Below are 13,868 nucleotides of genomic sequence, written 5' to 3'. Positions count from 1 at the left end.
AAATAAGTATGACAAAACTAATATTTATGGGTACGCCTGACTTTTCTGCTACGGTCTTAAAGGGATTGTTGGAAAGTGACCAATACGAAGTTTTGGCTGTTGTGACTCAGCCAGATCGAGCAGTAGGGCGGAAAAAAGAAATTCGAATAACACCAGTGAAAGAAGTGGCTTTATCTTATGGGTTGCCAATCTATCAGCCGGAGAAATTATCTGGAAGTCCAGAAATGGAAACAATCATGAATCTAGGTGCTGACGGAATTGTAACAGCAGCATTTGGACAGTTCCTTCCAAGCAAACTTCTTGCAAGCATGAATTTTGTTGTCAATGTCCATGCTTCTCTTCTGCCCAAACACCGTGGCGGGGCACCAATTCATTACGCCTTAATTCAAGGTGATAAGGAAACTGGTGTTACAATCATGGAAACAGTCAAAGAGATGGATGCAGGAGATATGATTTCCCGCCGAAGTATTCCAATCACTGATGAGGATAATGTCGGCACTTTGTTTGAGAAACTGGCCATTGTTGGTCGCGATTTACTTTTGGACACATTGCCGGCTTATCTTGCTGGGGAAATTCAGCCTGAAGCTCAGGATCCAAGTCAGGTTTCTTTCTCACCAAATATCAGACCTGAAGAAGAAAGACTGGATTGGAACAAGACCAATCGTCAACTCTTTAATCAGATACGCGGAATGAATCCTTGGCCTGTAGCCCATACTCTATGGCAAGGTGAAAGATTTAAAATTTATGAAGCGGAATTAGCAGATGGAGAAGGCCGGCCTGGAGAGATTTTAGAGATTGGGAAAAGGCAGCTACTTGTTGCAACTGGAGAAGGGGCACTTGCCTTTAAGACAGTTCAGCCAGCTGGAAAACCCCAAATGACTATCTCAGATTTTTTGAATGGTGCTGGCCGAAACTTAGCAGTAGGAGATAAGTTTGGAAACTAGAAGAAAAAGTGCGCGACAGGTGGCTTTAGAGGTGTTAGAAGAGGTATTTGATCAAGGAGCTTTTTCGAATATTGCCCTCAATAAGGCTCTCAAGAAGGTTCAGCTTTCTCAACAAGATAAAAGTTTGGTGACAGAACTTGTCTACGGAACAGTTGCTCGTAAGCTGACCCTTGAGTGGTATCTGTCCCATCTAATTGAAGACCGGGATAAACTAGACTCTTGGCTATACATTCTCTTGCTCTTGAGTCTTTATCAAATGCTGTATTTGGATAAGATTCCAAATCACGCTCTTATTCATGAAGCTGTTGAACTAGCTAAAAAACGAAAGCTAGGAAGCGATAAGTTTGTTAATGCTATTTTGCGTCGGATAGAACGTGAAGGTGTAGCTGACGTTGAAACGATTAAACGGAAGAACAAGCGCTATTCTATCCAATATTCGACGCCAGTATGGCTAGTTAAGGCTTTAATAGAAGAGTATGGTGAAGAACGTGCCCTGGCAATTTTAGCGAGTCTTTTTGAGCGGAATAAAGCCAGTATTCGTGTGACAGACTTGGCTCGTAAAGAGGAACTAAAAGGACTTTTACAGGCAGAAGATTCTCTCTTAGCTCCGTCTGCTTTGGTTAAGAATCAAGGTCACTTTGCTGGTCACGAATTGTTTACGTCTGGCCTAATTACGATTCAGGATGAGTCTAGTCAGCTGGTGGCACCAACTTTAGGTATTGAAGGAGATGAAAGAATCTTAGATGCTTGCAGTGCGCCTGGTGGAAAGACTCTTCATATGGCTTCATATTTAAATACTGGGGAAATCATAGCCCTAGACTTGTATGATCATAAGCTTCAACTGATCGAAGAAGCAGCTACTCGGTTGGGTCTTGCTGATAAAGTTCAAACAAAAAAGCTTGATGCTAGAGAAGTCTATCAGAAATTCGGTAAGGATACCTTTGATAAGATTTTAGTAGATGCTCCGTGTTCGGGAATTGGTCTCTTACGGCGAAAACCGGATATCAAATATAACAAAGAAAATGCAGATTTTCTCTCTTTACAAAAAATTCAGCTAGAGATACTAGATAGTGTTTGTCAAAGTTTGAGAAAAGGTGGTATAATAACTTATAGTACCTGCACTATTTTTTCACAAGAGAATAGTCAAGTAGTTTCTAAATTTTTAGAGAAACATCCTAACTTTGAGCAGGTAAACTTAAAACATGAAAGAAAAGATATTCTAAAAGATGGGTGTATTTTAATTACTCCCGAATTATATGGAAGCGATGGCTTTTTTATCAGCCAGTTTAAGAGAATATCTTGAAAGAGGAGGATACTAACAGAATGGAAATAGCATTATTAACAGATGTTGGTAAAAAACGTACAAATAATCAAGACTTCGTAAATCATTTTGTAAATCGTTCTGGGATGCCTTTGATTGTCCTAGCGGACGGCATGGGAGGTCACCGTGCTGGAAACATTGCAAGTGAAATGGCCGTGACAGACTTGGGTGCTGCTTGGGTCGATACACAGATTGATTCTGTCAATGGTGTGAGAGATTGGTTTGCTGAGTACTTAGAAGCAGAAAATAAAAAGATTCATGAAGTTGGACAATCAGACGAGTACAAGGGAATGGGAACGACACTTGAGGCCATTGCGATTATTGGCAATCAAGCAATTTATGCTCATATAGGGGATTCCCGTATCGGCTTGGTCCGTGGAGAAGAGTACAAACAACTAACAAGTGACCATTCTTTAGTCAATGCTCTTTTGAAAGCTGGTCAGATTACTGCTGAAGAAGCTGAACGTCATCCCCAACGAAATATCATTACCCAATCAATCGGACAAAAAGATGAAATTCAGCCTGATTTTGGAATAATCACTTTAGAAGAGGGTGACTATATCGTGATTAACAGTGATGGTTTATCAAATATGGTAGCCGGAAGTGAAATCTATGATATTCTAAAAAGTGATCTTACTTTGCCAGAAAAAGCTCAAACTTTAATTCGCTTTGCCAATAATGCAGGAGGTCTGGACAATATTACAGTAGCTCTTGTGTACTTTGACAAGGAGGAAGAAGCATGATTCAAATCGGCAAAATTTTTGCCGGGCGATATAAAATCATCAAACAAATTGGCCGAGGCGGGATGGCAGATGTCTATCTTGCCAAGGATTTGATTTTAGATGGTGAAGAAGTGGCGGTTAAGGTTCTTAGAACCAATTACCAGACGGATCCTATCGCTGTTGCACGTTTCCAACGAGAAGCGCGTGCCATGGCGGATTTGGACCATCCACATATCGTTCGTGTCACCGATATTGGTGAAGAAGATGGCCAGCAATATTTGGCTATGGAATATGTAGCTGGCTTGGATCTGAAGCGTTATATCAAGGAACACTCTCCTTTGTCGAACGAAGAGGCTGTTCGAATTATGGGGCAAATTCTTTTAGCCATGCGTTTGGCACATGCTCGTGGGATTGTTCACCGAGATTTAAAACCACAAAACGTTCTCTTGACTCCAGATGGAAATGCCAAGGTAACGGACTTTGGGATTGCGGTTGCCTTTGCAGAAACAAGTTTGACTCAAACAAATTCCATGCTTGGCAGTGTTCATTATTTGTCTCCTGAGCAGGCGCGTGGTTCAAAAGCAACTTTCCAAAGCGATATTTATGCGATGGGTATCATCTTTTATGAGATGCTGACTGGTCATATTCCTTATGATGGGGATAGTGCAGTGACAATCGCTCTGCAACATTTCCAAAAACCATTGCCGTCCATTATTGCTGAAAATGCCAATGTTCCGCAGTCTTTGGAAAATGTTATTATTAAGGCTACTGCTAAAAAGCTGACAGACCGGTATCAAAGTGTTTCGGATATGTATGTAGATCTGTCTAGTTGCCTGTCACCTGAACGACGGAATGAAAAGAAACTGATGTTTGATGACGCGGTAAAAGCGGATACTAAGACACTTCCAAAGATTCCGCAAGTTACACCTCCTGTAGCTTCTAGAGTAAAAAATGATCCAGCTACAGACGTTGAACAGCAAGCTCCTCAAGTTGCACCACCAACAAAACCTAAGAAAAAGCATCATTTGAGAGCGAGATACAAGGTTTTGTTAGCTGCAGTATTTCTGGTCATTGCTGCTTTTCTGGCTTTGCTCTATTTAACACCATCTAATAAGCAGGTTCCAGATGTTACTGGCAAGACCGTTGCTGAAGCTAGAGAAGCGATTGAAAAAGTCAATTTAAAAGTTGGCGAAGAGATAGAAGAGAATAGTGATGAAGTAGCTTCAGGGATGATTATTCGCACAGATCCAGTGGCAGGAACTCAGAGAAAAGAAGGCAGTACAGTTAACTTAGTTGTTTCTAAGGGAGCTAAAACGCTGATTATGGAAGACTATACAGGTCAAACTACTGCCCAAGCTGTTGAGAGACTCACTGATGTTCTAAAAGTTCCAAAAAACAATATCAAAGTTGAAGAAGTTGAAACAAACGATGTGGAAGAAGGAACAATTTTTGAACAGACACCAGCTGCGGGAGCTACCTATGATCTCACTTCAAATACGAAGATTGTCTTAAAGGTAGCCAAAGCAGTATCAACGATTGAAATGCCAAACTTTGGTAGCCTTCAATATACTTATGCAAATGCTCGGAATTATCTGATTTCTCTAGGAATTCCATCTAGTAACATTGAAAGAGTCGTGGATCGTTCGGTTGTGTCGAGTCAATCTGATTTGGTGACATCACAATCTCCAGCAACTGGACCAGTTAATCCTAAGAAGGTAAAAGTGACTTTGTATGTCACGGAAGCAACTACTCCAAGTTCAAGTTCTAGCTCGAGCTCGAATTCTTCTTCTAGCAGTAAGAATACGCCATCGTCAAGTTCTTCAGAAGACGAAACGTCAGCATCAAGTTCGACACATGGTGATTAAAATAAAAGCAACCTCCTTGGTTGCTTTTTTTGGTGGAGCTCTTAAAAAGTTTTGATTTTCTGGAACGAATAAGAATTGAAACGATGTCTGTAAATTTAGGATTCATGCTCAGGTCTGAGGAAAAAATAGTAAAATTTGATACAATAGAAATAGAAAAGTAGAAAGGATAAGTATGATGAGAAAGATTCAGTTTTTTGTGTTAATTGAAGCAATTTTACTGACAATGGCTTTTATTACGGTTGTTGCAGGTGATTTTTCTCGACTTGTCCTTCTCTCAATTCTGTTTTTACTATTTCTCTATTATTATCTAGGTAGGCAAAGAGGTAATTTTTTCTTAGTTACAGCTTCTATTCTCTTTTTTCTTATTATTATGCTCAATCCATTTGTCATTGCAGCAGTTCTATTTGCTGTTGTTTATGGTCTGATTGTTGCTTCTCCTTATATATACAAGGAAAATGAAGCGACTCACTTAATTTTTGAGGAAGATACAGTTGTAAAAAAAGAGAAAAATCGTTGGCTAGGGGATATACATCATTTTTCCTCCCATGATAGTTGCCGATTTGACGATATTAACCTTTTTCGAATGGTAGGGAAAGATACTATTCATCTGGAAGAGGTAATTTTAACCAATCATAATAATGTCATTATCTTGCGAAAAGGGATTGGCGATACAAAAATTATTGTTCCAGTTGATGTGGCAGTCAGTTTAAAGGTCAATAGTTTATACGGGGAACTCTTCTTTTTAGGGCAGACTGTTCGGGAATTGAGAAATGAAAGTATTTCTCTGACTACGCCAGATTTTGACAGAGCCAATAAAAGCGTTAAAATTGTTATTGCCAGTCTTATTGGAAATGTTGAGGTCGTTCGTAAATGAGGAAGTCTTACTATTTTATACTTTTCTTTTATTCCTTTCTTGTTTTAGCCGTTGTCATTCAATATGTCTTCAGCCTTTTTGGTTTTCAATGGCAAACAGTTCTGGGGAATTTTGAAACACTACAAAAGTTTATCTTCTTCATTTTCTTTTTAACCCTGTCTTTGACTATACTACTCTTGCTGATTATGAAATTTGTACAGATTGTAACCTTAACATCTATCAGAAGAAATATTCGAAATATTTTAGATGGCCAAAAAATAGAGGTAAGTAATCAGGAAGACATTGATTATGGATTTGAAAAAATTGTTGCTAAGATGGCATTGTTAACAGAGAATCTGCAGAAGTCTGAAAATCAAGTTCTTCAAAACGAAGAGGTGATTGTTGAGAAAGAACGCCGTCGTATTGCTAGAGATCTCCATGATACGGTTAGTCAGGAGCTTTTTGCAGCGAATATGATTCTATCTGGTGTCTCAGGTCAACTGGGAACTTTGGAAAAAGAAGCGATAGAGCAGCAATTAAAAGGAGTATCCTCTATTTTGGATACTGCCCAAAAAGATTTGCGAATCTTGCTACTACATCTTCGTCCTACAGAATTAGAAGGTCGAAGTTTGGTCGAAGGTTTGGAAGTGATCTTGAAAGAGCTAGTTGATAAGAGTGAGATTGAAGTCAACTTTGAACATCGTGTTGGTTCTATTCCTAGACAGATTGAGGAACACATCTTTCGAATTGCGCAAGAGATTATTAGCAATACCCTTCGCCATGCTAAGGCTAGTCGTTTAGATGTCTACTTATATCAGAACAGACACGAAGTTCAGCTAAAAATGGCTGATAATGGTATTGGTTTTCACAGAGAAAAGCTAGACGAAATAAGTTATGGCCTGAAAAATATTGAAGAGAGAGTTCATGATATGGCAGGAGATATTCAAATTCTGACTGCTCCTAAACAAGGGGTTTCAATCGATATTCGAGTACCTTTACTAGATAGAAATGAGAATTAGTATGAAAATTTTATTAGTAGATGATCACGAAATGGTTCGTTTAGGCTTAAAAAGCTACTTAGACTTACAAGAAGATGTTGAAGTGGTGGCAGAAAGTTCTAATGGTCGTGAGGGAGTTGAGCAGGCTTTGGAGCTGAGACCAGATGTCATCATCATGGATATTGTTATGCCAGAGATGAATGGCATTGAGGCGACTATGGCAATTCTAGAAACTTGGCCAGAGGCAAAAATTTTGATTTTGACTTCCTACTTGGATAATGAAAAGATTTATCCTGTTTTGGATGCTGGTGCTAAAGGATACATGCTGAAGACATCTAGTGCAGATGAGATCTTACATGCTGTCCGAAAAGTAGCTAGAGGAGAAGTTGCGATTGAAACAGAAGTCAGCAAAAAAGTTCAGCACCATCGCAATCACATTGAATTACATGATGATTTAACCGCTCGAGAACGAGATATTTTGGGGCTTCTAGCCAAGGGATATGAAAATCAACGCATTGCAGATGAGCTTTTTATTTCTCTGAAAACAGTAAAAACTCATGTTTCTAATATCTTGTCAAAATTGGAAGTGAGTGACCGGACTCAAGCGGTTGTTTATGCCTTTCAGCATCACTTAGTTCCTCAGGAAGACTTCTGATAAGGAAGAAAAAGTCTTCCGATTTTGAGAGCAGTCCTCTGGCCGTATTTATGGTATAATGGGAACATCGCAAATAAAGAGGGATATATGGACGCAAAATTAAAATACAAGGCTAAGAAAATTAAAATTGTTTTCTTTGACATTGATGATACTTTGAGGGTGAAAGATACAGGTTATATGCCGGCGAGTATCCAACAAGTATTTAAGACTCTGAAAGAAAAAGGTATCCTGGTAGGGATCGCTTCAGGTCGTGGGATTTTTGGTGTGGTGCCCGAGATTCGTGAACTAAAACCTGACTTTTTTGTGACCCTAAACGGTGCTTATGTAGAAGATAAAAAAGGACAAGTCGTTAGTGAGCAAGCAATTCCCCAAAATATAGTAGAGAAGTACATTGCTTGGACTAAGGAAGTTGGGATTGAATACGGGCTTGTTGGCAGTCATGGAGCCGCTCTTTCGGCTCGCAGTCCAATGATTAATCAAGCCATTGATGTTGTTTACCAGGATTTACCTGTCGATCCTGACTTTTACCAGTCAGAAAAGATTTATCAAATGTGGACTTTTGAGGATCAAGGAGATAGTTTACAGCTACCCGCAGATTTATCAGGAGATTTACGTTTGGTTCGTTGGCACCCGAATTCCTCAGATGTCGTTTCGATTGCTGGTTCCAAGGCGACAGGAGTCCAAAAGGTTATAGAAAAACTTGGTTTAAAACCAGAAAATCTCTTGGTTTTCGGTGATGAGTTGAATGACCTAGAGTTATTTGACTATGCTGGCATGAGTATTGCTATGGGGCACTCGCATCCAAAAATTATTGAAAAAGCAGATTATATTACAAAAACAGTAGAAGAAGATGGCATCTTTGATGCTTTGGAGAAATTAGGTATGGTAGAAAAAGAATTGAACTTCCCGCAAGTGGATATAGAAAAAAGAAAAGGTCCTTTTGCGACAATCAAGACAAATCTAGGTGATATGAAATTGGTCTTGTTCCCAGAACAAGCTCCTAAAACGGTAGCTAACTTTATCGCTTTGTCAAAAGACGGCTATTACGATGGTGTCATTTTCCATCGTATTATTCAAGATTTCATGATTCAAGGGGGAGATCCCACAGGAACAGGAATGGGTGGCGAATCGATTTACGGTGAAAGATTTGAAGACGAATTTTCACCAGAATTGTATAATATTCGTGGCGCACTCTCTATGGCCAATGCTGGACCAAATACCAATGGCAGTCAATTTTTCATCGTGCAGAATTCTAATCTACCGTACTCAGCAAAAGAATTGAGTCGTGGGGGATGGCCGGAACCTATCGCAGAAATCTATGCAAATAAAGGTGGTACACCCCACTTAGATCGACGTCATACTGTGTTTGGTCAGTTACTAGATGAACAATCCTATCAAGTTTTAGATAAGATTGCTCAAGTAGAGACTGGAGCGATGGATAGACCAGTGGAAGATGTAGTTATCGAGACAATTGAGGTTGAAGACGAATGAAGATTGGCGATAAATTAAGGGGGACCATTACAGGAATCCAACCTTATGGTGCCTTTGTTGAACTTGAATCTGGTATTACCGGATTGATTCATATATCTGAGATTAAAACAGGATACATAGAAAATATTCATGATCTTCTAGCCATAGGAGACACTGTACAGGTGCAAGTCCTTGATTTCGATGAATATACTAAGAAGGCTAGCCTATCAATGAGAACTTTGGAAGAAGAAAAACATCGCCTACCTAAGCGTCATCGCTTTTCGAATGACCGTCATAAGTTTGGCTTTGCACCTCTTGCTAAGAGTATTCCGACTTGGACTGAGGAAGCCCTTCAATTTTTATCTCAGCAAAAAGACGAAAAAGAAAATCATCCTGAATGTTAGGATGATTTTCTTTTATCTGTCATATCGTTTGTAAAATTATTTGTCAAATTCATATAAAGCAGTTGACAAATAGCGTTCACCATTGTCTGGAGCAAGAGCAAGGACTTTTTTGCCTTGTCCAAGTTTTTTAGCAACTTCAATTGCTGCATAAATTGCTGCTGCAGATGAAATACCAACAAGGAAACCTTCTTTGCCACCAATATGACGGCCAAAGTCTAAAGCCTGTTCAGAAGTAACTCGCACAATTTTATCATAGCCATCAGTATCAAGGGTTTCAGGGATAAAGCCGGCAGAAAGGCCTTGGATTTTATGTGGTCCAGGTTTTTCACCAGATAGAACAGCAGACTCGTCTGCTTCAACCGCATAAATCTCGATTGCAGGATTTGCTTTTTTAAGAGTATGGGAGACTCCTGAAATAGTTCCTCCTGTTCCAACTCCACCAACAAAAGCATCCAATCCAGTGTCGCCAAAGGCTGCTAGAATTTCTACGCCAGTAGTTCTTTCATGTACTTCAGGATTTGCAGGATTATTAAATTGAAGTGGCAACCATGCATTTCTTTCCTCAGCAATTTCCTCTGCTTTTGCAATAGCTCCCTTCATTCCTTCGCTTCCTGGAGTCAAGACTAACTCAGCTCCGTAAGCTTGGATTATTTTACGACGCTCAACACTCATCGTTTCTGGCATGACAATGACAACCTTATAGCCTTTAGCTGCTCCAACCCAAGATAAACCAATTCCAGTGTTTCCGCTGGTTGCTTCGACGATAGTTGATCCAGGTTTAAGAAGACCATCACGCTCTGCTGCCTCAATCATGCTAAGAGCGATACGATCTTTGACAGAAGATCCAGGATTAAAGGCTTCTAACTTCACGTATACATCAGCTGCACCATCAGGAACCAAATGATTTAGTTTGACAATGGGAGTATTTCCGATTAGTTCGGTAATATTATTATAAATTTTAGACATAACTACACCTCATGAAATAGAATTAAGAAAAGTATAAAATGAAAATTGGAATTTGTAAAATATAAAAAAGCTATGGCTATCATAGCTTTTTTTTATATCAAGAAATAATAGGAACTTCCACTTGTCGAATTCCTTGGTTGTTTAACTGAACTTTACCATTGAAAAATTCGATCAGGTCTTCCTCGATTCTATTTTTATCTTCTTTATTCACAAAAATAGTAGTAGCTACAGAATCCGTAAACTCGGTATCAAACTCCATTAGGTTTTCAGATTTTAAAAAATTACCATACTCTTGGTACTGACTATAGGACAACTGAAGCCTTAATCCCACTTGCTCTTTAATTTCTACCAGTCCAATTTCTTTAACTGCTAGAGCAACGCTTCCTGCATAAGCTCGAATCAATCCGCCCGCACCTAGTTTAATCCCACCGAAATACCGAGTTACGACAACACAAAGATTGGTTAACTGATGGCTTTCCAAAACTCCCAGCATGGGGATACCGGCAGTACCACTTGGTTCACCATCATCACTAGTTCTCTTTATTTCGCTTTTTTCTCCCAAAATAAAGGCAGAACAGTTATGGGTGGCTTTGTAGTGTTCTTTTTTTATAGAGTTTATAAAATCTCTAGCTTCTTCTTCGGTTTCTACCCGCTTTACATGACAGATAAAACGAGATTTTTTGATTTCCTCTTCAACTCGACCATTTTCTTTAATTGTTTTAAATTCCATGATTTCATTGTACAAAAAAACAAGGATTTTTCCAAGAAAATACGAATAAAAAGATATGTTAGAATTGCAAGATTGTCTCGGTCGAATTTTTACTAAAGAACAGTTACCTACTGAACTTTTGAAGATAGCTCAAAGACTACCATCAGTTTTTGAAAAAAAAGGAGAACTCTTTTGTTCTCGCTGCCACAGTCAAATTGATAAGGAAAGAAATTTATTACCAATTGGTGCATATTATTGTAGAGAATGCATTCTTCTAGGGAGAGTACGTAGTGACGAAGATCTTTATTATTTTTCTCAAGAATCTTTTCCTATAATATCGAGTTTGAAATGGCTCGGCCAATTGACAGAATATCAGGAAAGAGTTTCTAAGGGATTACTTGAAGGAGTACAAAGTAAACAGGATACTTTAGTCCACGCTGTAACTGGAGCAGGAAAAACGGAAATGATCTATCAAGTGGTTGCTCGGGTGTTAGATCAAGGAGGGGCTGTCTGTATAGCTAGTCCTCGGATAGATGTCTGTTTGGAACTGTACCGACGTTTAAAAGGAGATTTCTTCTGTGATATTTCCCTTTTGCATGGGGAGTCCGACCCCTATTCACGGAGTCCCCTAGTGATTGCAACAACTCATCAATTATTAAAATTTTACCAAGCATTTGATCTACTCATTGTTGACGAGGTGGATGCCTTCCCTTATGTAGATAATCCTGTGCTTTATCATGCAGTCGAGCAAGCAGTTAAAAATGAAGGAACTACTATATTCTTGACCGCAACTTCAACAGATGAGCTTGATAAAAAAGTTCAAAAAGGAATTTTAAAAAGGTTAAGTTTGCCAAGACGCTTTCATGGAAATCCCTTGATTATCCCACAAAAAGTATGGCTTTCTGATCTAAATAAAGACCTTAAAAAAGCTAAGCTACCAGCTAAGTTAGTCAAGTATCTGAGAAAACAAAGAAAAACAAAATTTCCACTCTTAATTTTTGCTTCGGAGATTAAGAAAGGACAAGAGATAAGAGAAGTTTTACAAAAATATTTTCCAGAAGAAACTGTTGGCTTTGTAGCCTCTACAACGGAAAATAGATTAGAAATTGTGCAAGATTTTCGAGATAAAAAAATAAGTATACTAGTTACAACTACAATTTTAGAAAGAGGCGTTACTTTTCCCTGTGTAGATGTTATTGTTCTAGAAGCTAACCATCGTCTCTTTACAAGGAGTGCTTTAGTACAAATTGGCGGGCGAGTAGGAAGAAGTATGGAACGACCTACAGGTGACTTACTATTTTTTCATGATGGCACTAATATACAGATAGAAAAAGCAATCAATGAAATTAAAGCAATGAATAGAGAGGCTGGCTTATGAAACAATGTCTAATCTGCTTAGCTATATTAGAAGAGCAGTTGAATTTTATGGATTTATTACTATTAAAAAGAAAAGAAAATGACATTTGTCAAGAGTGCTTAAATTCCTTCGAAGAAATTCCAGAAGAACATTGTCCAACCTGTTATAAAGCTGGGGACAAAAAATTGTGCAAAGATTGTCAATACTGGCAGGAAAGAGGATTAGAAGTAGCACACAAAAGTTTGTACACTTATAATAAAGCAATGAAAGACTATTTTAGTCGCTACAAATTTCAAGGAGATTATCTTTTAAGAAATGTATTTGCCTTAAGCCTAAGAAAAGAGTTAAAAAATTTTCAAAGCTACACAATTTTAAGCATTCCTTTAAGTGAAAGTAAGATGAGAAAAAGAGGATTCAATCAAGTGTCAGGATTACTTGAAGCTGCACAAATACCTTATCAAGAGATATTAAAGAAAAAAGAAAGTCAAACTCAGTCTAGTAAAGACAGAAAAGAAAGATTAGAAAACACAGGGAATTTTTATATGATTGAAAATAAGAAAATCCCGAAAAAAATTTTACTTGTAGATGACATCTATACAACAGGAGCAACCTTGCAAGATGCAAAATTGACATTATTTGAAAACGGAGCGAAAGAAATCATGACATTTTCATTAGCAAGATAAGGAAAAAATTTGCAAAAAAAAAATGAAAGCGTTATAATTAATATATAAAAAAGAAATATTTTATGTTTAGAAAGAAGGTACTTATATGATTAAATATAGTATCCGTGGTGAAAACCTTGAAGTAACAGAAGCAATCCGTGATTACGTAGTTTCTAAACTGGAAAAGATTGAAAAATACTTCCAAGCTGATCAAGAACTTGATGCACGCGTAAATCTTAAAGTCTACCGTGAAAAAACGGCTAAAGTCGAAGTAACGATTCCGCTTGGTTCAATAACTCTTCGTGCTGAAGATATCTCACAAGATATGTATGGCTCAATTGACCTAGTAGTTGATAAAATTGAACGCCAAATTCGCAAAAATAAAACTAAAATTGAAAGAAAAAATAGAACTAAAGTTTCAACAAGTCAAATCTTTACAGATGTAGTAGTAGAAGAAGTTGATGAAGCACCTGCAAAAGTTGTTCGTTCAAAACATATTGATTTGAAACCGATGGATTTAGAAGAAGCACTTCTTCAAATGGAGTTGCTGGGACATGATTTCTTCATTTATACGGATGTAGATGACAACACAACAAATGTCATCTACCGTCGCGAAGATGGAGATCTTGGTTTACTTGAGGTAAAATAATGAGTTTTAGAAAAGCTGGACCACTGTCCAGCTTTTTGATTATATATTAAACAAAGGTTTAAAACATTAATTTTAAAAAAAGCTAAAAAAAGTTAAAAAAAGTAGTTGACAGGAGAGGTAGTAGATGATATACTAAGATAGTTGTCTCGGAGGGAGGCAAAGACCTTTGAAAACTGAACAAGACGAACCAAGTGCAGGGTGACATAGAGATATGTGACCTGTCAAAGAACGAAAAATAAATCTGTCAGTGGACAGAAATGAGTAAGACTCAAACGCTTAAATGAGAGTTTGAT

14 protein-coding genes are annotated in these 13,868 nt (G+C 38.1%); 12 read left to right on the top strand and 2 right to left on the bottom strand.

The window, feature by feature from the left end; all coding sequences use genetic code 11:
* Nucleotides 1-8: 8 nt before the first annotated feature.
* The 9 genes from fmt to HMPREF0847_RS07920 all read left to right on the top strand — a co-directional run bounded on the left by fmt (nt 9) and on the right by HMPREF0847_RS07920 (nt 9,232).
* Nucleotides 9-944: a methionyl-tRNA formyltransferase gene (fmt, locus tag HMPREF0847_RS07960; protein ID WP_008808591.1), complete on the top strand. Its 936-nt coding sequence runs from the start codon at nt 9-11 to the stop codon at nt 942-944.
* Nucleotides 934-2,247, top strand: a complete 1,314-nt coding sequence (gene rsmB, locus HMPREF0847_RS07955; RefSeq protein ID WP_008808592.1) for a 16S rRNA (cytosine(967)-C(5))-methyltransferase RsmB — start codon at nt 934-936, stop codon at nt 2,245-2,247. The genes fmt and rsmB overlap by 11 nt, the downstream gene beginning before the upstream one ends.
* 20 nt (nt 2,248-2,267) lie before the next feature.
* Nucleotides 2,268-3,008, top strand: a complete 741-nt coding sequence (locus HMPREF0847_RS07950) for a Stp1/IreP family PP2C-type Ser/Thr phosphatase (protein WP_008808593.1) — start codon at nt 2,268-2,270, stop codon at nt 3,006-3,008.
* A complete protein-coding gene (pknB, locus tag HMPREF0847_RS07945) occupies nt 3,005-4,852 on the top strand; it encodes a Stk1 family PASTA domain-containing Ser/Thr kinase (RefSeq protein ID WP_008808594.1) in 1,848 nt (615 codons plus the stop codon). The genes HMPREF0847_RS07950 and pknB overlap by 4 nt, the downstream gene beginning before the upstream one ends.
* 175 nt (nt 4,853-5,027) lie before the next feature.
* On the top strand, nt 5,028-5,726 hold the full coding sequence (gene liaF / locus HMPREF0847_RS07940) for a cell wall-active antibiotics response protein LiaF (protein WP_008808595.1): 699 nt from the start codon (nt 5,028-5,030) through the stop codon (nt 5,724-5,726).
* Nucleotides 5,723-6,724, top strand: coding sequence for a sensor histidine kinase (locus HMPREF0847_RS07935; RefSeq protein WP_008808596.1), 1,002 nt, complete (start codon nt 5,723-5,725; stop codon nt 6,722-6,724). Before liaF ends, HMPREF0847_RS07935 begins: the two co-directional genes overlap by 4 nt.
* A gap of 1 nt (nt 6,725) precedes the next feature.
* The gene (locus HMPREF0847_RS07930; RefSeq protein WP_008808597.1) at nt 6,726-7,358 is read left to right on the top strand and encodes a response regulator transcription factor; all 633 of its coding nucleotides are present in this window, start codon (nt 6,726-6,728) and stop codon (nt 7,356-7,358) included.
* A gap of 87 nt (nt 7,359-7,445) precedes the next feature.
* On the top strand, nt 7,446-8,849 hold the full coding sequence (locus tag HMPREF0847_RS07925) for a bifunctional Cof-type HAD-IIB family hydrolase/peptidylprolyl isomerase (protein ID WP_008808598.1): 1,404 nt from the start codon (nt 7,446-7,448) through the stop codon (nt 8,847-8,849).
* Nucleotides 8,846-9,232: a S1 RNA-binding domain-containing protein gene (locus tag HMPREF0847_RS07920; protein WP_008808599.1), complete on the top strand. Its 387-nt coding sequence runs from the start codon at nt 8,846-8,848 to the stop codon at nt 9,230-9,232. Before HMPREF0847_RS07925 ends, HMPREF0847_RS07920 begins: the two co-directional genes overlap by 4 nt.
* A gap of 36 nt (nt 9,233-9,268) precedes the next feature.
* Here HMPREF0847_RS07920 and cysK read toward each other — a convergent pair whose 3' ends face one another.
* Both cysK and HMPREF0847_RS07910 read right to left on the bottom strand, forming a co-directional pair.
* The gene (gene cysK / locus HMPREF0847_RS07915) at nt 9,269-10,198 is read right to left on the bottom strand and encodes a cysteine synthase A (protein WP_008808600.1); all 930 of its coding nucleotides are present in this window, start codon (nt 10,196-10,198) and stop codon (nt 9,269-9,271) included.
* A gap of 97 nt (nt 10,199-10,295) precedes the next feature.
* Nucleotides 10,296-10,928, bottom strand: coding sequence for a YigZ family protein (locus tag HMPREF0847_RS07910; protein WP_008808601.1), 633 nt, complete (start codon nt 10,926-10,928; stop codon nt 10,296-10,298).
* A 55-nt stretch (nt 10,929-10,983) separates the two neighbouring features.
* Between HMPREF0847_RS07910 and HMPREF0847_RS07905 the strand changes: the two genes are divergently transcribed.
* From HMPREF0847_RS07905 to hpf, 3 genes are all read left to right on the top strand, one after another.
* Nucleotides 10,984-12,285 (top strand): DEAD/DEAH box helicase, encoded by a 1,302-nt coding sequence (locus tag HMPREF0847_RS07905; protein WP_008808602.1) that lies wholly within the window; start codon nt 10,984-10,986, stop codon nt 12,283-12,285.
* Nucleotides 12,282-12,947, top strand: coding sequence for a ComF family protein (locus HMPREF0847_RS07900; RefSeq protein ID WP_008808603.1), 666 nt, complete (start codon nt 12,282-12,284; stop codon nt 12,945-12,947). Before HMPREF0847_RS07905 ends, HMPREF0847_RS07900 begins: the two co-directional genes overlap by 4 nt.
* Nucleotides 12,948-13,032: 85 nt before the next feature.
* Complete coding sequence (gene hpf, locus HMPREF0847_RS07895; RefSeq protein WP_008808604.1) at nt 13,033-13,575, top strand: ribosome hibernation-promoting factor, HPF/YfiA family; 543 nt, start codon at nt 13,033-13,035, stop codon at nt 13,573-13,575.
* Nucleotides 13,576-13,868: the final 293 nt, after the last annotated feature.

The organism is Streptococcus sp. 2_1_36FAA, from assembly GCF_000161955.2.
Lineage (GTDB): Bacteria > Bacillota > Bacilli > Lactobacillales > Streptococcaceae > Streptococcus > Streptococcus gordonii.
The sequence above is the reverse complement of the archived record's forward strand: the minus strand, read 5'-3'. Positions and strand labels throughout refer to the sequence as shown.